The following is a 22,289-nucleotide window of genomic DNA, read 5'->3' as shown; positions in this document are numbered from 1 at the left end:
CGGGGCCCGGCCGCGCGGCCGGGCCCCGGGCGCCCGTTCAGCAGGCGTGCTCCGCGTAGCGGGCGGCCACCTCGGCCAGTACCTCGGAGCCGTCGCGCGCCCACAGGGCCTCGTTGAAGATCTCCACCTCGATCGGGCCGTCGAACCCGGCGGCCTCGACCGCCGTACGGAACGCTCTGAAGTCCACGCTGCCGTCGCCGAGTTGTCCGCGTCCCAGCAGGACGCCCGCCGGGAGCGGGGTGATCCAGTCGGCGAGCTGGAAGGAGTGGATGCGGCCGCCCGCCCCCGCCCGGGCGATCTGCGCGGGGGCCCGGTCGTCCCACCAGAGGTGGTACGTGTCCACCACCACGCCGACCCGGTCGGCCGGGAAGCGTTCCGCGATATCGAGGGCCTGGGACAGGGTGGAGACCACGCAGCGGTCCGAGGCGAACATCGGGTGCAGCGGCTCGATGGCCAGGCGCACGCCGCGTTCGGCCGCGTAGGGCACCAGCCGGCCCAGGGCGTCGGCGACGCGCTCGCGCGCGCCGTACAGGTCCTTGCTGCCCTCCGGGAGGCCGCCGGAGACCAGGACCAGGGTGTCCGTGGACAGGCCGGCCGCCTCGTCGATCGCGGCGCGGTTGTCGTCCAGGGCGCGGGCTTGCTCGGCCGGGTCGAGGGCGGTGAAGAAGCCGCCCCGGCACAGACTGGTGACGGACAGGCCGGAGTCGGACAGGAGGCGGGCCGTCGCCTCGACGCCGTACTCCTGGACCGGGGCCCGCCACAGGCCGACCTTGTCGATGCCCGCCTTCGCGCAGCCCTCGGCCAGCTCGGGCAGCGACCACTGCTTGATGGTCTCCTGGTTGACGGAGAGCCGGCCGTCACTCATCGGGTACCTCCGTTGACCTTGAGGAGCGCGCGCATCCGGGACTCGGCCAGCTCCGGGTCGGGGAACAGGCCGAGGCGGTCGGCGAGTTCGTACGCCTTGGCGAGGTGCGGCAGCGGGCGGGCCGACTGGAGGCCGCCCACCATCGTGAAGTGGTCCTGGTGGCCGGCCAGCCAGGCGAGGAACACCACGCCCGTCTTGTAGTAGCGGGTCGGCGACCGGAAGAGGTGGCGGGACAGCTCGACCGTCGGGTCGAGGAGTTCGCGGAATCCCTTGGTGTCGCCGGTGTCCAGGACCCGTACCGCGTGGGCGGCCAGCGGGCCGAGCGGGTCGAAGATGCCGAGCAGCGCGTGGCTGAAGCCCCGGTCGTCGCCGGCGATCAGCTCGGGGTAGTTGAAGTCGTCCCCGGTGTAGCACCGCACCCCGCCCGGCAGCCGGCGGCGGACGTCGATCTCGCGCTCCGCGTCGAGCAGGGAGATCTTGATGCCGTCGACCTTGTCGGGGTGTTCCGCGATGACCTGGAGGAAGGTCTCGGTGGCCCGGTCGAGGTCGGCGGAGCCCCAGTAGCCCTCCAGCGCGGGGTCGAACATCGGGCCGAGCCAGTGCAGCACGACCGGTTCGGTGGCCTGGCGCAGCAGATGGGCGTACGTCTCCAGGTAGTCCTGCGGGCCCTTCGCCGCCGCCGCGAGGGCGCGCGAGGCCATCAGGATGGCCTGGGCCCCGCTCTCCTCGACGAGCGCGAGCTGCTCCTCGTACGCGGCCCGTACCTCGGCGAGGGTCGCCGGGCCCGGGGGGAGCTGGTCGGTGCCGACGCCGCAGGCGATCCGGCCGCCGACGGCCCTGGCCTCGGCGGCCGAGCGGCGGATCAGCTCTGCGGCGGAGGCCCAGTCCAGACCCATGCCGCGCTGGGCGGTGTCCATGGCCTCGGCGACGCCCAGGCCGTGCGACCAGAGGTGGCGGCGGAAGGCGAGCGTGGCGTCCCAGTCGACGGCGGCCGGTGCGTCGGGCCCGGCATCGGCGTACGGGTCGGCGACGACATGGGCGGCCGAGAAGACGGTACGGGAGGTGAGGGGCGCCCGGCCGGGTGCGAGGTCGAGCGGGGTGGCGCGGGGCTCGTACGGCCCCTGCGGGAGGTGGATGGTCATGCGATCAACTCCGGTGTGCCCTGCGAGGGGTGGGCGGTCACAGCGAGAGCTCCGGGACGTCGAGGCGGCGGCCCTCGGCGTGGGACTTCAGGCCCAGCTCGGCGAGCTGGACACCGCGGGCGCCGGCCATCAGGTCCCAGGTGTAGGGCTCGTCGAGCACGATGTGGCGCAGGAACAGCTCCCACTGGGCCTTGAAGCCGTTGTCGAAGACCGCGTTGTCGGGGATCTCCTGCCACTGGTCGCGGAAGGACTCCGTGACCGGGAGGTCCGGATTCCAGACCGGCTTGGGCGTGGCCGAGCGGTGCTGGACGCGGCAGTTGCGCAGCCCCGCGACGGCGGAGCCGTGGGTGCCGTCCACCTGGAACTCGACCAGCTCGTCGCGGTTGACGCGGACGGTCCAGGAGGAGTTGATCTGGGCGACGGCCCCGCTCTCCAGCTGGAAGATCCCGTAGGCGGCGTCGTCCGCCGTCGCGGCGTACGGCTTGCCGTGCTCGTCCCAGCGCTGGGGGATGTGCGTCTGGACGTGCGCCTGGACGGTGGAGACCCGGCCGAACAGCTCGTGGAGCACGTACTCCCAGTGCGGGAACATGTCGACGACGATGCCGCCGCCGTCCTCGGCGCGGTAGTTCCAGGAGGGGCGCTGGGCCTCCTGCCAGTCGCCCTCGAAGACCCAGTAGCCGAACTCGCCGCGCACGGAGAGGACCTCGCCGAAGAAGCCGCCGTCGATGAGGCGCTTCAGCTTCAGCAGGCCCGGCAGGAAGATCTTGTCCTGGACCACACCGTGCTTGATGCCGGCGTCGCGGGCGAGGCGGGCCAGCTCCAGGGCGCCCTCGACATCCGTGGCGGTGGGCTTCTCGGTGTAGATGTGCTTGCCCGCCGCGACGGCCTTCCTGATCGCCTCGACGCGGGCCGAGGTGACCTGGGCGTCGAAGTAGATGTCGATGGTGTCGTCGGCGAGGACGGCGTCGAGATCGGTCGACCACTCGGTCAGGCCGTGCCGCCCGGCCAGTTCCTCCAGCGCGTGGGCGCGCCGGCCGACGAGGACCGGCTCGGGCCACAGCACGTCGCCGTTGCCGAGGTCGAGGCCGCCCTGCTCGCGGATCGCGAGGACCGAGCGCACCAGGTGCTGCCGGTATCCCATGCGCCCGGTGACGCCGTTCATGGCGATGCGCACTGTCCTGCGTGTCACGAAAGTTCCTCCATACAGCGGTAGCAAGCGCTTTCTACGCGGTATGACGCTAGCCTGCCGACAGCGGCCCGGACAAGAGGGGGCGCGATGTGATGTCGGCCCACTCCCCCTCACCACTTCCTCGGAGGAACAGCGATGACAGTCACCCTGGCGGACGTGGCGGCTCGCGCCCGGGTGTCCCCGGCCACCGTCTCCCGCGTGCTGAACGGCAACTACCCGGTGGCGGCGTCCACCCGGGAGCGCGTCCTGCGCGCGGTGGACGATCTGGACTACGTGCTCAACGGCCCGGCCAGCTCGCTGGCGGCGGCCACGTCGGATCTGATCGGCATCCTGGTCAACGACATCGCCGACCCGTTCTTCGGGATCATGGCGGGGGCCGCGCAGACCGAGATCGGCGGTCCGGGCGACGGCTCGGGCCGGGCCGGCGGCGAGAAGCTCGCGGTCGTCTGCAACACCGGCGGCTCCCCGGCGCGCGAGCTGACCTATCTCACCCTGCTCCAGCGCCAGCGCGCCGCCGCCGTCGTGCTCACCGGCGGCGCGGTGGAGGACCCGGCGCACCAGGCCGCGATGGCCGCGAAGCTGTCGAAGCTCGCGGACGCCGGGACCCGGGTGGTGCTGTGCGGGCGGCCCCCGCTGCCCGACGGCGCGGCCGTGGTGGCGGCACTGGCCTTCGACAACCAGGGCGGCGGCCGCCGCCTCACCGAGCATCTGCTCTCGCTGGGCCACCGCAGGATCGGCTATGTCGCGGGCCCGCAGGAGCGCACCACGACCCGCCACCGGCTGGAGGGTCACCGCGAGGCGATGAGGGCCGAGGGGCTGACGGGGGACGAGGACCGGCTCACCGTGCACGGCTCCTACGACCGCCGCTCCGGCTACGACGCCACCGTCGAACTCCTGCGCCGCGAACCGGGGATCACCGCCGTCGTCGCCGCCAACGACACGGTGGCACTGGGTGCCGCCGCGGCGGTCCGGGACCGCGGGCTGCGCATCCCGGAGGACATCTCGGTGGCCGGCTTCGACGATCTGCCGTTCTCGGTGGACGTGGTCCCGGCCCTGACGACCGTACGGCTGCCGCTCTTCGAGGCGGGGGCGCGGGCGGGCCGGCTGGCCATGGGCAAGGAGACCCCGCCGCCGGGCGGCATCGCGCTGATCGCCGCGGAGCTGATGGTGCGCGGATCGACGGCCCCGCCCCGGGGGTGAATCCACCCGCCGGTCCCGGGTACGCGTCAGGGGCGCCCCGGACCGGCGAGGAGCAGACACTCACCGGCTGCGGTGGCCCGTACCGACGGAAGGACACACACGTGAAGCTCGCTTTCTCGACCCTCGGGGTGCCGGGGCTGCCGATACCCGAGGTCGTCCGGCTGGCCGCGGACCACGGCTACCAGGGGGTGGAGCTGCGCGCCCACCCCGAGGAGCCGGTGCACCCGGGGCTGACGATGCTCCAACGGGCCGATGTGGTGGAGGAGTTCAAGCGGGGCGGGATCGAGATCCTGACCGTGGCCGGCTATGTCCGGGCCGCCGCCGAGGGCGACGACCAGCCGGTGCTCGACGAGCTGGCCGGGCTGATCGAGCTGGCCCGCGACCTGGGCGCCCGCCATGTCCGGGTCTTCCCGGGCGGCGGTGACCAGGACCCCGCGACGGCCGACGCGACGGCCGCCCGCCGGCTGGGCGCGGCCGCCCCGTTCGCGGCCGACATGGGCGTACGCGTGCTGCTGGAGACCCACGACTCGCACCGCGCCGGGGCCGATGTGGCCCGGGTGGCCGGTGCGGTGGGGCACGGGAGCATCGGCGCGCTGTGGGACGTCATGCACACCTGGCTGGCGGGCGAGGAGCCGGCCGCCAGCCACGCGGTGCTGGCCCCGCACCTGGGCTATGTCCAGGTGAAGGACATCGCATCGGCCGAGGACACCGCGCCGCTCGCCCTGGGCGCGGGGGTGCTGCCGCTGCGGGCGTGCCTGGACACGCTCGACGCGGACAGCTGGGTCTGCTGGGAGTACGAGAAGCGCTGGCACCCGGAGGCGGCGGAGCTGCCCGGACTGCTGGGCGCGGGGCGCGAGCACCTGCTGCGGCTGGGCGCGCCGAAGCAGTAGCGGGGGCGGGTGCCCGGTCTCTCGCACGGGGCCGGCGCCCGCTTTCTCATACGGCGGCCGGTTCCGGGGCGGGGACGCGGGTGCGGCGCGTCCCCGCGAGGGACGTCAGGGCCACCCCGCCGACCAGCAGCGCCGCCGCGCACCACCGCAGCGGGCTCACCGACTCGTCGAGCAGCAGGGCGGCCGAGGACATCCCGAAGACGGGCACCAGCAGGGTGAACGGGGCCACCGACGACGCCTGGTAGCGGCTGAGCAGGAAGCCCCAGGCCCCGAAGCCGAACACCGTGGTGATCCAGGCGACGTAGACGATGATTCCGGCGCCGCTCCAGTCGAGCCCGGCCAGTGCCGCCCGGTCGCGGCCCCAGCCCTCGAAGAGGAGGGAGAGCCCGAGGAGCGGCAGGACGGGCACGGTCGAGACCCAGACCATGAAGTTGAGGGAGTCGGGCGGAGCCGCCTTGCGGGTCAGGACGTTCGACACGCCCCAGCAGGCCGCCGCCGCGATGACCAGCACGAAGGCGAGCACCGGACCGCTCGCGCCCTCGTCGACGGCGGCCACCCCGATGCCGGCCAGCGCCACCGCCATGCCCAGCACCCTGACCCGGCCCGGGCGTTCGCCGAGCGCGAGGGCCGCGAAGAGCGCGGTGAAGACGGCCTGGACCTGGAGGACGAGCGAGGAGAGCCCGGCGCCCATCCCCCGGTCCATGCCGATGAAGAGCAGGCCGAACTTGGCGACGCCCAGCACCAGCCCGACCCCCACCACCCACTTCCAGGCGACCTTGGGCCTGCCGACGAAGAAGACCGCGGGCAGCGCCGCGACGAGGAAGCGCAGGGCGGAGAAGAGCAGCGGCGGGAAGTGGCCGAGACCCAGCTCGATGACGACGAAGTTGACACCCCAGACGGCGGCCACCAGGGCGGCCAGGGCGATGTGGAGGGGACGCATGCACCGAGGATCACCCGCCCCGACCATGTAGCACCAGCGCGGATTTCTTCATGGTGAAATTGAGCGTTGCTAATGAATCGAGGGACCTCGGGAGGCTCCGGTGCTCGATCTCGCCCGGCTGCGCGCACTGCACGCCATCTCCGTCCACGGCTCCGTCGCGGCGGCCGCCGCCGCGCTCGGCTACACCCCGTCGGCGGTCTCGCAGCAGATCACCAAGCTGGAGCGGGAGACCCGCACCACCCTGCTCGAACGCCGGGGCCGGGGGGTCGCGCTCACCGAGGAGGCGGTCCATCTGGCCTCCACCGCCCAGCAGTTGCTGGCGATCGTGGAGCACGCCGAGACGGAGCTGGAGGAGCGCAGGGGGCTGCCGACCGGGCGGCTCTCGGTCGGCGCCTTCGCCTCGGCGGCACGCGGGCTGCTGCCCGGTGTGCTGGCGGAGCTGGACCGCGAGCACCCGGATCTGGATGTGCGGCTGACCGAGGTCGACCCGCATCTCTCGGTCGACCTGGTGGCCAAGGGCGTGCTCGACCTGGCCGTCGCGCACGACTGGGACATCGCCCCGCTGCCCGCCCCGGAGGGCGTGGCACAGGCCGTGATCGGGGACGACCGCTGCGATCTGCTGGTACCGGCGGGCCACCGGCTGGCGGGCCGGGACGGGGTGCGGCGCGAGGAATTGGCGCGGGAGCGGTGGATCTGCCAGCCGCCGGGGACGGTCTGCCACGACTGGCTCGTACGGACGTTGCGCGCGGCGGGCTACGAGCCGGACATCAGGCACCAGGCGGAGGAGAACCACACCCAGCTGGCCCTGCTGGCCGCCGGGCTCGGGGTCGCGATGATCCCCCGGCTGGGGCGCGGACCGCTGCCGGATGGCGTGGTGGCGGTGCGGATCGAGCCGGTGCCGGTGCGGCGTCTGTACGCGCTGTGGCGTACGGAGGCGGCGCGGCGGCCGGCGATCACGGCGGCGGTCGGCGCACTCCAGGCGCACGGGGCGGCGGCGGGGCTGCACCGCCGGTAGGCGGCATCCGGGGCCAGGTCTGACGCGCTCAAAATCGTCCGCACCCTTGACCGGAAGTTATTTTCTGGATATCCGTGCTCCTTGGAAGTTTCTTTCACCACCCCCTCGTCACCGAGTACGGCCGAAGGAGCTCACGTGCACCACCGCACCTCCAGACGCACCCTTCTCACCGCCACCGCCGCAACCGCCGTCGCGGCGGCGGCGGGGATGGCGGCCGCCCCCGGCGCCGTCGCCGCCCAGCACTCCCCGCACGGCAGTCACGGCCACACCTCCGCCGCCACGACCCGGCGGCTGAAGCGGCTCATCTCCCGGATGAGCCTGGAGGAGAAGGTCGGCCAGCTCTTCGTCATGCGGGTCTACGGGCACTCCGCCACCGACCCCGACCAGGCGGACATCGACGCCAACCTCGCCGAGATCGGGGTGCGCACAGCGGCCGAGATGATCGCCAAGTACCACGTCGGCGGCATCATCTACTTCTCCTGGGCGCACAACACCCGCGACCCGCACCAGATCGCGGAGCTCTCCAACGGCATCCAGCGGGCCGGGCTCGCGGGCCCCACCCCGCTGCCGCTCCTCGTCTCCACCGACCAGGAGCACGGCATCGTCTGCCGGGTCGGCGAGCCGGCCACCCTGATGCCCGGCGCGATGGCGCTGGGCGCGGGCGGTTCGCGGGCCGACGCCCGCACGGCGGGGCAGATCGCGGGCGCCGAACTGGCCGCGATCGGCATCAACCAGAACTACGCGCCGGACGCGGACGTCAACGTCAACCCGGCCAACCCGGTCATCGGCGTACGGTCCTTCGGCTCCGACCCGCAGGCCGTGGCCGGGATGGTCGCCGCGCAGGTGAAGGGGTATCAGAGCGCCGGGATCGCCTCCACGGCCAAGCACTTCCCGGGTCACGGCGACACCAGCACCGACAGCCACACCGGGCTGCCGGTCATCGGCCACACCCGGGAGCAGTGGGCCGAGCTGGACGCCCCGCCGTTCCGGGCCGCGATCGCGGCGGGCATCGACTCGATCATGACGGCGCACATCGTGGTGCCGGCGCTCGACCCCTCGGAGGACCCGGCCACGCTGTCCCGGCCGATCCTCACCGGCATCCTGCGCGAGGAGCTGGGCTACGACGGTGTCGTGGTCACCGACTCGCTGGGCATGGAGGGCGTGCGGACGAAGTACGGCGACGAGCGGGTGCCGGTCCTGGCGCTCCAGGCGGGCGTGGACCAGCTACTCAACCCGCCCAGCCTCGACGTCTCCTGGAACGCCCTGCTGGCGGCGGTCAGGAGCGGCGAGGTCAGCGAGGCCCGGCTCGACGCGTCGATCCTGCGCATCCTGCGGCTGAAGACGAAGCTGGGGCTGTTCGACGACCCGTTCGTCAGCCGGCGCGGGGTGGACCGGACCGTCGGCACCCGGGCGCATCTCGTGGCCGCCGACCGGATCGCGGAGCACACCACCACCCTGCTGGCCAACGAGCGCGCGCTGCTGCCGCTGTCGCGCCGCTCGCACCGCAAGCTGCTGGTGGTGGGCGCCGATCCGGCGTCCCCGTCCGGCACGACGGGCCCGCCGACGACCACGCTGGCGGACGCGTTCAACGAGCTGGGGTTCACGGCGACCGCCCTGTCCACCGGCATCACACCGACGCAGGCGAACATCGACGCGGCGGTGGCGGCGGCGCAGGGCAAGGACGCGGTGGTCGTGGGGACGTACAACGTCACGGCGACCAGCTCGCAGCGGACCCTGGTGAGCGCGCTGGCCGCGACCGGCGTCCCGGTGGTCACGGTCGCGATCCGCAATCCGTACGACATCGCCCAGCTGGCCGGGACCGGGCACGCGGCGAGCCTGGCGGCGTACTCCTGGACCGATGTCGAACTGCGGGCGGCGGCCCGGGTCATCGCGGGCCGGGCGCGTCCGGAGGGGAAGCTGCCGGTGCCGGTGCAGCGCGCGGACGACCCGTCGAAGGTGCTGTACCCGGTGGGATACGGGCTGAGGTACTAGCGAGGAGGACCCGCGCCGGCGGACGCCGGCGCGGGTCCCGTCACACGTTACGGACGCCGGAAGCCGAGGCGGTGCTCGGTCGTCAGGTCCTTGTTGTCGAGCCGCGCGTCGAACTTCGCGAGCGGCTTGGCCTTCGACTCGTCCTGCTGGACGGCGGCCGGGGCGACGCCCGCCCAGCGCAGGATCGCCGCCGTGGCCGTGGCGTTCTCGGAGGGGACGAGCCCGGCGACGTTCGAGCCGTGGTTCCCGCCGGGCTGGGTGAAGACATAGCTGTCACGGGCGCCCGCGCCGAGCCGGAAGCGCTCCGCGCCCCACGGGTCGTTCTCGCCGTAGACGTACAGCATGTGGGTGGCGTGGTGCTTCACCCAGGTATCGACGTCGCGCATCGCCGAGGGCTGGAACTTCATCGGGATGGAGCGCGGCACGAACGTGCGCGGCGGCTGGTAGCCGTAGCGGCTCAGCTTGCCGAGCCAGGGCTGCTTGATGTCGGGCGAGCCGAGCTGGGTGCCCGCCTGGTAGTAGTACGGCGTGTAGTTCGCCAGGCCCTGGTCCGCGTAGGCGGAGAAGCCGGAGATCGAGTCGATCGAGTCCCAGATCGCCTGGTCGGTGGCGTTCCGGGCGTCGGCCGGGATCGAGTCGCAGTCGGCGAGCAGGCTGTACTGCCAGTACGCCCAGACGTAGTCCATGACCACGGCCTCGTACGCCTTGTCCAGGGTGCCGACGGTGGTGAAGGTGTAGCCGTTGTCGGCGGCGTACTGCGCGTACTTCTTCTCCAGCGGCTCCCGGCGGACCAGCGCCTCGCGCTGCACCCCGGCCAGCCGGTCGCGGCACTCCTTGGTGCCGACCTTCGCGAAGAACCGGTCGTAGGCCGAGTCCTCCTTGTTGACCACGTCGTTGGGCGCGACATAGGCGACGACGCCGTCCATGTCCTTCGGGTAGAAGCGCTCGAAGTAGGTGGCGGTCATGCCGCCCTTGGAGCCGCCCGTGGTCAGCCAGTTCTTGGAGTAGATCCGCTTGAGCGCGGTGAAGACGCGGTGCTGGTCGCTGGCGGCCTGCCAGATGTCGAGCTTGGACCAGTCGGCGGGCTCGGGGCGCGACGGGGTGAAGAAGCGGTACTCCAGGGAGACCTGGTTGCCGTCGACGATCCGGGTCGGCTCGGAGCGGCTGGGGCTGGTGGAGACGTTGTAGCCGCTGGTGTAGAAGACGGTGGGGCGGGAGGTGTCCTTGTGCAGCAGGGTGATGCGCTGCTGGAACGTCCCCTTGGACGGGTGCCGGTGGTCGACCGGCTGGGTGTAGTTGAGGACGAAGTACCGGTATCCGGCGTAGGGCTTCTCCTCGATGAGACTCATTCCCGGGATGGCCAGGATGCGGTCCTTGATGTCCGTGCTCGTCCCGCTGTCGCCCACGGCGGTACGGAACGCGGCCGGTTCGGCGGCGGTGGCCGCCCCGGCCGAGGCACCCGTCGCACTCACCGTGCCGATGAGCACCGCGAGTGACAGGATCCCTCTGAGCGCCTTACGCATGCACCCTCCCCTTGATTCACAACAGTCGTCGTGAACCTAGCCGGGCAACACCAGGACCACCAGACCCTGTTGCCGCGGCATGCGCACACATCACCCGGTCAGCACAGGATCCAGCCCGTGGTGCCGGTCCTTCCCGCGATCGTGCCGGAGGCCCGGACGCACCGGTTCAGCGCGTGCACGGTCACCGGCCCGGCCCGCTGGGTGAAGCTGCCGCTGTCGGCGACGGGCCGGCCTCCGCGCGGCTGGATCTGTACGGACATCCGGCGGCGCGAGCCGGCCTTGGTGGCGACGGCCGTGGCGCAGGCGTAGGCGCGGGTCCGGTAGACGCGCAGCTCCCCCGTCGCGAACTTCACCGTCTTCGCGGGCCGTCCGGCACAGACCGACGCGGCCTCGGCGCTGCTCGCCTCGACGCCGCCGAGCACCAGCCCGAGGAGGGTCGTGAGAGCGAGGGCGAGCACGCGGAAGCCCATCCCGCGCCGCGTCCCCCCGGCAGGTCCTTCGGTCCCTCTGGTCACCAGCAGCCCCATCGCTCATCGAACATGTGCGCCCTTACCCGACACCTGGGCGTACATGCGTGTCCATGCGTACGACGCGGGAGGCCATCCGGAGGTTGCACCCGGCGCGCTCGGCCTGCGGCGCAACCGAATCACCCCACGATGGGTTCACCACTGGACAGAGCCACCCGAAAGGCAGGAACCGCTATGACCCGACTCCGTCCCGCCCGGCGCACCGGCGGCCGGCGCATTCCCGTCCGCACCCTGCTCGCGTCCGCCCTCCTGACCGCCGTCGTCGCCGTGCCGGCGGCGGCCGCCGCCCCCGCCGCCCCGCAGGGCGCACCGGCCTCGGCGCCGGTACGCGACGAGGTGTCCGCGTCCGCCGCCCAGCAGGTCGCCCACTTCTACGGCGCGTACATCGACGCCGTGGCCGCCGAGGACGGCGGCGCCCTGGCCTCCTCGCTCCGGGGCTTCTACCTCACGCCCGGCTTCCGCGAGCGGCTGGCCGGCTGGGAGAAGACCAACCACGCGGACGGGGTGCTGCGCGCCCAGAACGTCCCGGCGGGCTTCCGGGTCACCGCGGGCGACAGCGGCGCCGGCCACACCTGGTCGACGGTCCGGCTGACCTGGGGATCGGCGGCCGGCCCCACGTACACGACCCTCACCGTGCGGTCGGATCTGGCGACCGGGAAGATCTCCGGAATCCGCGACTAAGAGCTGTCCCGCAATTCCTGGTGGATCAGCGCGCGGCGTCAGATGCGGTGCATCGCAAGGCGGAGAGGCGCCCGCATACCGGATGCATTCGGGTGTTTCGACAACGCGGCGAGGTGCCGTAGCTGTCGTCGTGCGCCCGCCAGGAATTGCGGGACAGCCCTTGGGCTCCGGCGCGGGCCTGTTCACACCCCCGCCGGCTCGTCCTCTCCTATGAAGGTGCGCCACAGCACGGCGTAGTGCCCGTCCAGGGCGAGGAGTTCGTCGTGCGTGCCGTCCTCGACGACCCGGCCGTGGTCCATCACCACGACCCGGTCCGCGCGGGCGGCCGTGGTCAGGCGGTGGGCGACGACCAGGGTGGTGCGGCGGCCCGCGATCCGGTCGGTCGCCTGGTTGACCAGCGCCTCGCTGGCCAGGTCCAGGGAGGCGGTGGCCTCGTCGAGCAGCAGGATGTCGGGGTCGACGAGCTCGGCGCGGGCGAGCGCGATCAGCTGGCGCTGTCCGGCCGAGAGATTGCGGCCCCGCTCGGCGACCTCGTGGAGGTAGCCGCCGTCCAGGGTGGCGATCATGTCGTGCGCGCCGACCGCCCGGGACGCCGCCTCCACCTCCGCGTCGGTGGCCTCCGGCCGCCCGTACGCGATGGCGTCGCGCACCGTCCCGGCGAAGAGGCACGCCTCCTGCGGGACGACACCGAGCCGGTGCCGGTAGGCGGTGAGGCCGAGGTGGCGCAGGTCGGTGCCGTCGGCCGTGACCCGGCCGCCCGTCGGGTCGTAGAACCGGGCGACGAGCTTGACCAGGGTGGACTTGCCCGCGCCGGTCTCGCCGACGAACGCGACGGTCTGGCCGGCCGGGATGTGCAGGTCGACGCCGGTGAGCGCGTCCTCCTCGCCGCCGTACGCGAACGAGACGTCCTCGAAGGCGATCTCGCCGCGCAGCGACAGCACGTCCAGCGGCTCGTCCCCGTCGGCGGTGGAGGCGGGCTCCCGCAACAGTTCCTGGATGCGGCCCAGCGAGACGGTCGCCTGCTGGTAGCCGTCGAAGACCTGGGAGAGCTGCTGCACGGGGGCGAAGAACAGGTCGATGTAGAGCAGATAGGCGACCAGCGCGCCCGTGGTGAGCGTGCCGTCGTCGACCCGGCCCGCGCCGACGATGAGCACTGCGGCCGCCGCCACCGAGGACAGCAGCTGGACGAACGGGAAGTAGACCGAGATCAGCCACTGCCCGCGCACCCGGGCCTCGCGGTAGTGGTCGCTGGCGGCCGCGAACCGAGCGGCGCCGTCCCGCTCGCGGCGGAAGGCCTGCACGATGCGGAGCCCGGAGACGGACTCCTGGAGGTCGGCGTTGACGACGCTGATGCGCTCACGGGCCAGCTCGTACGCCTTGACGCTCCTGCGGCGGAAGAAGACCGTGCCGACGACCAGCACCGGGAGCGTCGCGAAGACGACCAGGGCCAGCTCCACGTCCAGGAACAGCAGCGCGACCATGATGCCGAAGAAGGTGACCACGGAGACGAAGGCCGTGACCAGGCCGGTCTGCAGGAACGTGGACAGCGCGTCCACGTCCGTCGTCATCCGGGTCATGATCCGGCCGGTCAGCTCGCGCTCGTAGTAGTCCAGGCCGAGGCGCTGGAGCTGGGCGAAGATCTTCAGCCGGAGCGCGTAGAGGATGCGCTCGCCGGTGCGGCCGGTCATCCGGGTCTCGCCGATCTGGGCCGCCCACTGCACGAGGACGACGACCAGGCCGAAGGCGGAGGCGGCCCAGACCGCGCCCAGGGCGAGCTGGGTGACCCCGTCGTCGATGCCGTTCCTGATCAGCACCGGGAGCAGCAGTCCCGCACCGGCGTCCACGGCCACCAGGGCGAGGCTCACCAGCAGCGGAAGGCCGAAGCCGCGCAGCAGCCTGCGCAGCCCGTAGGACTCCTCGGGGTGGACGGCGCGGGCCTCGTCGATGTCCGGGGTGTCGGTCGCCGGGGGCAGCGCGTCGACCTGGGCGAGCAGTTCGGGGGTGGCGGGGGTGCCGCCCGCGTCGGCGTCGCGGTCCTCCTCCTTGCGCACCCACAGCTCGGGGGTGATGCCGCGCTCGGCGTCGAACTCGGCGTCGATCTCCTCCTGGAGCGCCCGGTCCCGCTCCGGGTCCTCGGGGGCGGCGGCGGGGAGGTGTCCCGGCGAGGTGCCGCCGAGCTCGTCCGGGTCGGTGAGCAGGCGCCGGTAGAGCGGGGAGCGCCGCTCCAGCTCCTCGTGGGTGCCGATGTCGGCGAGCCGGCCGTTCTCCAGGACGGCGATCCGGTCGGCGAGGTTGAGGGTGGAGCGGCGGTGGGCGATCAGCAGCGTCGTGCGGCCCGCCATCACCCCGCGCAGCGCCTCGTGGATCTCGTGCTCGACGTGGGCGTCGACGGCGGAGGTGGCGTCGTCGAGGAGGAGCAGCCGGGGGTCGGTGAGGATGGCGCGGGCGAGCGCGACGCGCTGGCGCTGGCCGCCGGAGAGGGTGAGCCCGTGCTCGCCGACCTTGGTCGCGTAGCCGTCGGGCAGCTCGGCGATGAAGCGGTCGGCCTGGGCGGAGCGGGCGGCCTGCCGGATCTGCTCGTCGGTGGCGTCGGGGAGGCCGTAGGCGATGTTGGCGCGGATGGTGTCGGAGAACAGGAAGCTGTCCTCCGGTACGAGGCCGATGGCGCCGCGCAGCGAGTCGAGGGTCAGTTCGCGCACGTCGTGGCCGCCGACCAGGACGGCGCCGTGCGTCACGTCGTAGAAGCGCGGCAGCAGCAGCGAGACGGTGGACTTGCCGCTGCCGGACGCGCCGACGACGGCGACGGTCTCGCCGGGTTCGATGGTGAGCGAGAAGCCGTCGAGGACCGGGCGCGTCTCGTCGTAGCCGAACCGCACGTCGTCGAACTCGACGCCGGCGGGGGCGTCGGCGGGCAGTTCCTTGGTGCCGTCGCGCAGGGAGGGCTCGGTGTCGATCAGTTCCAGGACGCGTTCCACACCGGCGCGGGCCTGCTGGCCGACGGTGAGGACCATGGCGAGCATCCGGACCGGGCCGACGAGCTGGGCGAGGTAGGTGGAGAACGCGACGAACGTGCCGAGGGTGATCTCGCCCCGGGTGGCGAGCCAGCCGCCGAGGGCCAGCATCGCGACCTGGCCGAGCGCGGGCACGGCCTGGAGGGCGGGGGTGTAGCGCGAGTTCAGCCGGATGGTGCGCAGCCGGCCGGCGAAGAGCCGGCGCCCGACCTCGCGCAGCTTGCCGGTCTCCTGGTCCTCCTGGCCGAAGCCCTTGACGACCCGGACGCCGGAGACGGCCCCGTCGACGACTCCGGCGACGGCGGCGGCCTGCGACTGCGCGTACCAGGTGGCGGGGAAGAGCCGGGCGCGGGAGCGGCGGGCGATGTACCAGAGGGCGGGGGCCACGGCGACGGCGACGAGCGTCAGCAGCGGCGACAGCCACGCCATGATCACCAGGGAGATCAGGAAGAGCAGGACGTTCCCGATGGTCATCGGGAGCATGAACAGCAGCCCCTGGATGAGCTGGAGGTCGCTGGTGGCGCGGCCGACGACCTGCCCGGTGGACAGCTCGTCCTGGCGCCTGCCGTCGAGCCGGGTGATCGTCCCGTACATGTCGGTCCGCAGGTCGTGCTGGACGTCGAGGGCGAGCCGGCCGCCGTAGTAGCGGCGGATGTACGTGGAGACGTAGACGAGCAGGGCCGCCAGGAGCAGCAGTCCGGTCCAGACGGCCAGCGAGCGGGTGTGGCCGACGACCACGTCGTCGATGATCACCTTGGTGACCAGCGGGACGAGGGCCATCACCGCCATTCCGGCGAGCGACGAGCCGAGCGCCAGCAGCACATTGCGTCGGTAGCGCCAGGCGTAACCGCTCAGCCTCCGCGCCCAGCCGGCCGGCCGCTGCCCGCTCCCCGTCTCCCCTGCGTCCGACACCCGGTGCCTCCCGTTCGACCTGATCTTCCGGAAGGCACCAACACGGCGGGGTGCGGATTTCATCCCTCCGCAACAAATACGGGACCTGGGGACCAGGTCTCGTCCGGGTGGCATGCGCGGGCCGGGTCGGCGGGTCGGCCCTAAGGTGAGGATTCCACCCATTCCGTACCCAATCGCACCGCATTCCCTTCGAGGAGCAGTCATGAGCAGCGAGCCCGAGCCGATCAGTGAGGTGGCCCGGCAGGCCCTGGAGAGGGATCTGGCCGAGGTCCGTGCCCGGCGGGACAAGGTCGCGGCGACCCTGCGCGACCAGGACACCGTCGGGGACCGCGCGGACGCGGCCGACGAGTTGCGGCGCGCCGACGACGTCAACCGGCTGGACGCCCGCATCGAGGAGATCACCACGCGCCTCGCCCAGGCGGCCGACGCCGGTCCGCCGCCCGCCGACGCGGTGGGCGTGGGCAGCACGGTCACGGTCCGGTTCGCGGACGGGACGCGGCAGACCTTCCAGATCGGGGTGACCCCGGAGGAGCTGGACCGGACGCTGGTCACGGCCGACAGCCCGCTGGGGCGCGCGCTCATGGGGCACCGGGCGGGTGACTCGGTGAGCTACGACGCGCCGGACGGGCCGGCGACGGTGACGGTCGAGTCCCTGGGCCGAGCGGCCCGGGGCGGGTGATTCAGGGCTTTCCGTAGCGGGTCGGCGGGAACGGGTCGCGGTCCCTGCGGGTGTCCGCGCCCGTCGGCATCTCGCCCGCCTCGGCCTGGCGGTCGACCTCGTCGCGGGCGGCCCGGTACTCCTCGTCCGGGCTCTCGGCGGCCCTGACCGGGCGGCCCGACTCCTCCCGTTCGCGTACGGTCCGCTCCTGGAGCATGTCCTCGTCGGGCCGCCGGGGCATGCCCCTGCCGTGGCGGTTGTCGGGGTTGCCCTCGACCGCTCGGTTGGACTTGTGGTGGTGTGCCATGAGTCCCCACGACATGGAGTTCACCGCGTGCGAGCGCGGGCTTGAGCATGTTGCCCGCGTCCGTCGAGCCCTCGCCCGTGGCGCCCGCGCCGACGACGGTGTGGAGTTCGTCGATGAACAGGATGATGTCGCCCTTGGCCGCCTGGACGTCCTCGATGGCCTTCTTCAGCCGTTCCTCGAACTGGCCCCGGTACTGCGCGCCGGCCACCATGCCGGACAGGTCGAAGGAGACCACGCGCTTGTCCTTGAGGGTGTGGGGCACCTCGCGGGCCACGATGCGCTGCGCCAGTCCCTCGACGATCGCGGTCTTGCCGACGCCGGGCTCCCCGATCAGGACGGGGTTGTTCTTGGACCGCCGCGAGAGGATCTCCACGGTCTGCTCGATCTCCTCGGCCCGGCCCACCACCGGGTCGAGCTTTCCCGCCTTCGCCTCCTCGGTGAGGTCGCGGCCGAACTCGTCGAGCGTGGTGGCGGGCTGCTTGCCCCCGGCGGGCGTCCCCTCGGCGCGCGCCGCCTGCTCGGTGAGGCCCGCCAGCCGCTTCACGTCCCGGCCCTCGGCGCGCAGCAGCCGGGCGGCGCCGGGGTGAGACCCGGCTCCGAGGATGGCTCCGCCGATTCGCGGGGCAGCACCTCAGCGATCTGGGCGGCGAGGGCGTCGGGATCGGCGCCCGCCTGGGACAGGTGCAGCGACGGGCCCCTCCAACGGAAACGCGGGCCCGGCCGCTCCGCAACCGGTGCGGGGTGCCCCGGACGGGCACCCCGCACCGGGGCACGGCCTACGCCTTCGGGGCCGCCGTCAGCATGCGTCCCGCCGGGGCCTCGGGCACCGGCGGCACGGCCTCCTGCGGTACGGAGGGCACGGTGAAGAGCCTCGCCCTGAGCACCCGCGGATTGAGGTCCTTGTGCACGGCGCGGGCGACGGCCTGGATGGTGTCGACACCTTCCGTCATCGTCTTGTTGTCCTGGGTGAGCACCGTGAGCACATAGTCGTGGCCGTTGCCCGTGAAGGCGCCGATGCTGTGTACGCGCCAGCCGTGCGTGGCGCGCTGCAGCCAGCCGTTCTTGACCTGGACGGTGGCGGTGGCCGGGGCGCCGGCGGGGGTGCCCCAGCGCTGCGAGGAGACGACCTTGCGCATCAGCCCCAGCTCGTAGGAGCGGGCGCTGTCGCTGAGCACGGAGTTCTTCTCGGTGAGCAGGGTCAGCAGCTTCTGCTCGTCCTGGGCGGTGATCTGGGTCAGGCCCCAGTAGCCGCCGGAGCCGGGCACGGTGTGGGTCATCCCCGCGGCCTTGAGGAACGCCTTGACCTTGGTGACGCCGAGCTGCTTCCACAGGGCGGTGGTCGCGTCGTTGTCGGACTTGGTGATCATCTTGGTGCTGAGGTCGATCTCGCGCTGGGTGAGATAGCGGTTGGTCCTGGCGTTGTCCCAGAGCAGCGTGGCCAGCACGGTCGCCTTCACGACGCTGGCGGAGTCGTACGCCGACGTGGCGCGCACCGTGCACGTCGTCTTGGTCGTCCGGTCGTGGAGCGCCACGGCGGTGGTGGACTTGCGCCCCTTGAGCGCGGCGGTGATGTCCTTCGACAACTGGGCGGCGAGCCCGGCCTTCGCCGAGGTGCAGCTCACCGTCGGTGTCGCGGCCGACGCGGGCGCCGCGCCGAGCGTCACGGGCACGAGCACCCCGGCGGCGAGCGCGGCACAGAGCGCGGCGCGCGAGCGCCCGGATATACGGGACGTGGCCATGGTGCGTTCCCCCTGAGTGGTTCCTGCCGGGCGGCCCCCCGGCACGCCCGTCAGGAATGACTCACGGGCGGCCGGAAGGTTGTACGCGTCATGGATGCGGGGCCCGCCACCGCCGGGCGGGTGCCGAGGAGAATCCACCGGCGGATCAGGAGGGAGGGAACACGGCCGACGGCCGGCCTGTGGACGCCTGTCGCCGCGGGCAGTCGTACGCGGCGCTCGAACGGCCGGGCGGCGTCTGGCCTTCCGCCCGGCGGCAGAATATTCACATTTGCATTAATTTCCCATAGATATTCAGAGAGATAGCCGATTGCCGCCCCCCGGGCGGCTATGTATGATCAGCTGGAAATTTGATTTCAGGGCCACAACAATTGGCCAAAATCATGTCGCTGGGGGAATTTTGAATAAGGTCGCAAAGGTCAGCATGCTGACCAGTGGCGCTCTCATGTTCTCGGTGCTCGGAATGGGCCCCGCAAGTGCCGCAACCACCTACGGATCCTGTGCCACCAGTTCACCACTCTCTTCGAGTGGATCCGCGGACATTGCAAACTGGCCGTACGAGGGGAAGGTCACTGGCATCAAGATCTCCCTCTACGACGAGAAGCCGGACGGCCATCATGTTCGCATCAGGCTTGCCGAGCAGTGGACGACAGGCAAGCGGATCTACTACAAGTGGCGCAAGAACATGGACGGGTACGGCACCTACAAGTCGTGGACCACGTACATGAACCCGACGGGCGCAAACAATAAGATCAGCAGTATCGTGCTCCAGGTCGCGACATACGAAGGCGAAACCCAGCTGCAGTACTGCGAAAAGAGGCTGGAGAATCCTGGAGGGGCGTAACCCAGGGCTTCGCGTAGCCGTATGACATCCGGCTTGTGATCCTCGCCCGCCTCCAGGTGGGCGAGGATCTCAGAGGTGCGTCGGCTCGAACATCCTGAGCAGGGCGGGGAGTACGACGACCGAGGGGCCCGTCCGGGCCAGCGACGCGGCCAGGTCGGCGGCGAGCGCCTCGGGGCTCGTACGGACCGCGGGGACGCCGAAGGACTCGGCAAGGGCCACGAAGTCCGGGCGGGCCAGCTCCGTCCCGGTGGTCTCGCCGAAGGCGTCGGACATGTACTCGCGCAGGATGCCGTAGCCGCCGTCGTCGACGATCAGCCAGGTGACGGGCAGATCGTGCTGGCGGGCGGTGGCGAGTTCCGCGAGCGAGTACATTGCGCCGCCGTCGCCGGAGACCGCGAGCACCGGCCGGGTGGGGTCGGCGACCGCGGCGCCGATGGCGGCGGGGAAGCCGTAGCCGAGGCCGCCCGCGCCCTGGGCCGAGTGCATGGTGTTCGGGTGCCGGGCGTCGAAGGCGGACCAGGCCCAGTAGGCGAGGATCGTCATGTCCCAGAAGCTGGGGGACCGGTCGGGCAGCGCGGACCGGACGGCGGCGACGATGTCCTGTTCCAGGGTGAGTTCCTGGGCGGCGATCCGGTCCCGCACCCGGCCGAGCACCTTGGCGACACGTTCGGCGGCGGCCGGGTCCTCGCGCGGGACGACCTCCTCCAGCAGGTCGGCGAGGGCGTCGCGGGCGTCCGCGTGGATGCCGAGCGCGGGGTGGTTGGACTCCAGCTTCCCGGCGTCCGCCTCGATCTGGATCACCCGGCCGCGCGGGGCGAACGTGTGGTAGTTCGAGGAGAGTTCACCGAGTCCGGAGCCGACGACGAGCAGGACGTCGGCGTCCTCCAGGAAGTCCGTCGTGTGCCGGTCCTCCAGCCAGGACTGGAGCGAGAGGGGGTGCTCCCAGGGGAAGGCGCCCTTGCCGCCGAAGGTGGTGACGACCGGGGCCTTGATCCGCTCGGCGAGCGCGCGCAGCTTGCCGGAGGCGTCGGACCGTACGACACCGCCGCCGGCGATGACCGCCGGGCGTTCGGCGCGGGAGAGCAGATCGGCCGCCGCTGCGATGAGTTCGGGGCGGGCGTGCAGGTCGCGCGGGGTGGCGTCCATCGCGGTCACGACGGGCAGCACCGTCTGGGCCGTGAGCACGTCCTGCGGGATCTCGACCCAGACCGGGCCGTGCGGGGCCGTCAGCGCGGACTCCCAGGCGGCGGCGATCGCGGAGGGGATCTGCGAGGCGGCGCGGACCGTGTGGACGGACTTCACGATGTCGCGGAACGACGCCTGCTGGTCGCGCAGTTCGTGCAGGTAGCCGTGGCGTCCGCCGCCGAGGCCCGCCACCGGGATCTGGCTGGAGATCGCCAGGACGGGGGCGGAGGCGGCGGCCGCCTCCTGGAGCGCGGCCAGCGAGGTGAGCGCGCCGGGCCCGGTGGACAGGAGCAGCGGGGCGGCCTCGCCCGTGATCCGCCCGTAGGCGTCGGCGGCGAAGCCCGCGTTGTTCTCGACGCGCAGGCCGATGTAGCCGAGCGAGGAGCGGCGCAGCGCGTCGAACATGCCCAGCGCATGCTGTCCGGGCAGCCCGAAGACGGTGGTCGCGCCGAGGCCCTGGAGGGTCTCGACGACGAGGTCGCCGCCGGTGCGGCCGGGCGGCGGGTTCAGCGCGGCGGCGCGCTGCGCGGCGGTGAGCGCGGGCCGCTCGTCGTGGTGGTCGTGACTCACTTCTGCCGGGCCTCCGCGATCTGGCGGGTCATGATCGTCGTCAGCTCGTACGCGGTGTGCGAGGCCGCGACCGAGGTGATCTCGGCGTGATCGTACGCGGGCGCGACCTCGACCAGGTCGGCGGAGACCAGGTGGCAGGAGGACAGCCCGCGCACGATCTCCAGCAGCTCGCGGGAGGTGAGCCCGCCGGCCTCGGGGGTGCCGGTGCCGGGCGCGTGCGCCGGGTCCAGCACGTCGATGTCGATGGAGATGTAGAGCGGGCGGTTCCCGATGCGCAGGCGCAGCTGGTCGGTGATCTCGTCGACGCCGCGCCGCATGACGTCGGCGGAGGTCACGATCCCGAAGCCCATCTTGGCGTCGTCGGTGAGGTCCTGCTTGCCGTACAGCGGGCCGCGGGTGCCGACGTGGGAGAGCGCGGAGGTGTCGAGGATGCCCTCCTCGACGGCCCGGCGGAACGGGGTGCCGTGGGTGTACGCGGCCCCGAAGTAGGTGTCCCAGGTGTCCAGGTGGGCGTCGAAGTGGAGCAGCGCGACCGGGCCGTGCTTCTTGGCGACCGAGCGCAGCAGGGGCAGCGCGATGGTGTGGTCGCCGCCGAGGGTCATCAGCCGGGCGCCGGTGTCCAGCAGCGCGTCGGCGGCTGCCTCGACGGTCTCCACGGCCTCGTCGATGTTGAACGGGTTGGCCGCGATGTCCCCGGCGTCGGCGACCTGCGCGAGGGCGAACGGCGAGGCATCCTGCGCCGGGTTGTACGGGCGGAGCAGCCGCGAGGCCTCCCGGATCGCGTTGCCGCCGAACCGGGCGCCCGGCCGGTAGGAGACCCCGCTGTCGAAGGGCACCCCGACGACGGCGACGTCCGCCGTGCCGACCTCGTCGAGGCGGGGCAGCCGGGCGAACGTCGCGGGCCCGGCGTACCGCGGGACGCGGGAGGAGTCGACGGGGCCGCGCGGCGCTTCGTTGCTGCTCATGGGGTGGGGTGCCCTTTCCTTCGGTGTCGCACGTTCGGTTCTCGCGCGTTCGTCTCTCGCGCGTTCCGCGAAGAGACGCTAGGTGGCCCGGGGGCCGTGCTGAAGTGTACGTTTCATCCACTCCGGCAGCCGTGAAG

The 22,289-nt window shown here is 72.4% G+C and carries 17 protein-coding genes and 1 pseudogene; 7 read left to right on the top strand and 11 right to left on the bottom strand.

Features of this window, described 5'->3' with window-relative positions; all coding sequences use genetic code 11:
- Window positions 1-37: 37 nt before the first annotated feature.
- From RLT58_RS23600 to RLT58_RS23590, 3 genes are read right to left on the bottom strand one after another with little or no spacing between them, the layout of a single operon-like run.
- Window positions 38-865: a sugar phosphate isomerase/epimerase family protein gene (locus RLT58_RS23600; protein ID WP_311312364.1), complete on the bottom strand. Its 828-nt coding sequence runs from the start codon at window positions 863-865 to the stop codon at window positions 38-40.
- Window positions 862-2,007, bottom strand: coding sequence for a dihydrodipicolinate synthase family protein (locus tag RLT58_RS23595; RefSeq protein WP_311312363.1), 1,146 nt, complete (start codon window positions 2,005-2,007; stop codon window positions 862-864). The genes RLT58_RS23600 and RLT58_RS23595 overlap by 4 nt, the downstream gene beginning before the upstream one ends.
- A gap of 37 nt (window positions 2,008-2,044) precedes the next feature.
- On the bottom strand, window positions 2,045-3,196 hold the full coding sequence (locus tag RLT58_RS23590; RefSeq protein ID WP_311312362.1) for a Gfo/Idh/MocA family protein: 1,152 nt from the start codon (window positions 3,194-3,196) through the stop codon (window positions 2,045-2,047).
- Between the two features lie 135 nt (window positions 3,197-3,331).
- On the opposite strand from RLT58_RS23590, the gene RLT58_RS23585 reads away from it, so the two are divergent.
- Together RLT58_RS23585 and RLT58_RS23580 are read left to right on the top strand one after the other, a co-directional pair.
- Window positions 3,332-4,396, top strand: a complete 1,065-nt coding sequence (locus RLT58_RS23585) for a LacI family DNA-binding transcriptional regulator (protein ID WP_311312361.1) — start codon at window positions 3,332-3,334, stop codon at window positions 4,394-4,396.
- A gap of 101 nt (window positions 4,397-4,497) precedes the next feature.
- Window positions 4,498-5,286, top strand: a complete 789-nt coding sequence (locus RLT58_RS23580) for a sugar phosphate isomerase/epimerase family protein (protein WP_311312360.1) — start codon at window positions 4,498-4,500, stop codon at window positions 5,284-5,286.
- Between the two features lie 46 nt (window positions 5,287-5,332).
- Here RLT58_RS23580 and RLT58_RS23575 read toward each other — a convergent pair whose 3' ends face one another.
- Entirely contained in the window at window positions 5,333-6,226 is an 894-nt protein-coding gene (locus RLT58_RS23575) for an EamA family transporter (RefSeq protein ID WP_311312359.1), read from the bottom strand.
- A 100-nt stretch (window positions 6,227-6,326) separates the two neighbouring features.
- On the opposite strand from RLT58_RS23575, the gene RLT58_RS23570 reads away from it, so the two are divergent.
- Window positions 6,327-7,241: a LysR family transcriptional regulator gene (locus tag RLT58_RS23570; protein WP_311312358.1), complete on the top strand. Its 915-nt coding sequence runs from the start codon at window positions 6,327-6,329 to the stop codon at window positions 7,239-7,241.
- 135 nt (window positions 7,242-7,376) lie between these two features.
- Entirely contained in the window at window positions 7,377-9,233 is a 1,857-nt protein-coding gene (locus tag RLT58_RS23565) for a glycoside hydrolase family 3 protein (protein ID WP_311312357.1), read from the top strand.
- Window positions 9,234-9,280: 47 nt separating this feature from the next.
- On the opposite strand, the gene RLT58_RS23560 is transcribed toward RLT58_RS23565, so the two are convergent.
- Window positions 9,281-10,756, bottom strand: coding sequence for a S28 family serine protease (locus RLT58_RS23560; protein ID WP_311312356.1), 1,476 nt, complete (start codon window positions 10,754-10,756; stop codon window positions 9,281-9,283).
- Window positions 10,757-10,854: 98 nt separating this feature from the next.
- Window positions 10,855-11,226 carry a hypothetical protein gene (locus RLT58_RS23555; RefSeq protein WP_311312355.1) on the bottom strand — a complete coding sequence of 124 codons (372 nt, stop codon included), beginning with the start codon at window positions 11,224-11,226 and terminating at the stop codon, window positions 10,855-10,857.
- Between the two features lie 231 nt (window positions 11,227-11,457).
- Here RLT58_RS23555 and RLT58_RS23550 point away from each other — a divergent pair, with 231 nt between their 5' ends.
- Window positions 11,458-11,964, top strand: a complete 507-nt coding sequence (locus tag RLT58_RS23550; RefSeq protein ID WP_311312354.1) for a hypothetical protein — start codon at window positions 11,458-11,460, stop codon at window positions 11,962-11,964.
- A 182-nt stretch (window positions 11,965-12,146) separates the two neighbouring features.
- Here the strand turns inward: RLT58_RS23550 and RLT58_RS23545 are convergent, their stop codons facing one another.
- Window positions 12,147-15,887: an ABC transporter ATP-binding protein gene (locus tag RLT58_RS23545; protein ID WP_311312353.1), complete on the bottom strand. Its 3,741-nt coding sequence runs from the start codon at window positions 15,885-15,887 to the stop codon at window positions 12,147-12,149.
- Window positions 15,888-16,089: 202 nt separating this feature from the next.
- Between RLT58_RS23545 and RLT58_RS23540 the strand changes: the two genes are divergently transcribed.
- Window positions 16,090-16,566 (top strand): GreA/GreB family elongation factor, encoded by a 477-nt coding sequence (locus tag RLT58_RS23540; RefSeq protein WP_311312352.1) that lies wholly within the window; start codon window positions 16,090-16,092, stop codon window positions 16,564-16,566.
- A gap of 290 nt (window positions 16,567-16,856) precedes the next feature.
- On the opposite strand, the pseudogene RLT58_RS23535 reads toward RLT58_RS23540, so the two are convergent.
- Together RLT58_RS23535 and RLT58_RS23530 are read right to left on the bottom strand one after the other, a co-directional pair.
- A pseudogene (locus RLT58_RS23535) lies at window positions 16,857-17,533 on the bottom strand (AAA family ATPase); the annotation flags it as partial.
- A gap of 95 nt (window positions 17,534-17,628) precedes the next feature.
- Window positions 17,629-18,591 (bottom strand): serine hydrolase, encoded by a 963-nt coding sequence (locus tag RLT58_RS23530; protein WP_311312351.1) that lies wholly within the window; start codon window positions 18,589-18,591, stop codon window positions 17,629-17,631.
- A gap of 331 nt (window positions 18,592-18,922) precedes the next feature.
- On the opposite strand from RLT58_RS23530, the gene RLT58_RS23525 reads away from it, so the two are divergent.
- On the top strand, window positions 18,923-19,432 hold the full coding sequence (locus RLT58_RS23525; RefSeq protein WP_311312350.1) for a hypothetical protein: 510 nt from the start codon (window positions 18,923-18,925) through the stop codon (window positions 19,430-19,432).
- A gap of 69 nt (window positions 19,433-19,501) precedes the next feature.
- Here RLT58_RS23525 and RLT58_RS23520 read toward each other — a convergent pair whose 3' ends face one another.
- The gene (locus RLT58_RS23520) at window positions 19,502-21,187 is read right to left on the bottom strand and encodes a thiamine pyrophosphate-binding protein (protein ID WP_311312349.1); all 1,686 of its coding nucleotides are present in this window, start codon (window positions 21,185-21,187) and stop codon (window positions 19,502-19,504) included.
- The gene (speB, locus tag RLT58_RS23515) at window positions 21,184-22,152 is read right to left on the bottom strand and encodes an agmatinase (protein ID WP_311312348.1); all 969 of its coding nucleotides are present in this window, start codon (window positions 22,150-22,152) and stop codon (window positions 21,184-21,186) included. The genes RLT58_RS23520 and speB overlap by 4 nt, the downstream gene beginning before the upstream one ends.
- Window positions 22,153-22,289 lie beyond the last annotated feature (137 nt).

Source organism: Streptomyces sp. ITFR-16 (assembly GCF_031844705.1).
In the GTDB taxonomy this organism is placed as follows: domain Bacteria; phylum Actinomycetota; class Actinomycetes; order Streptomycetales; family Streptomycetaceae; genus Streptomyces.
Note: the sequence above shows the minus strand (reverse complement) of the source record. Positions and strands in the feature narration are given on the sequence as shown.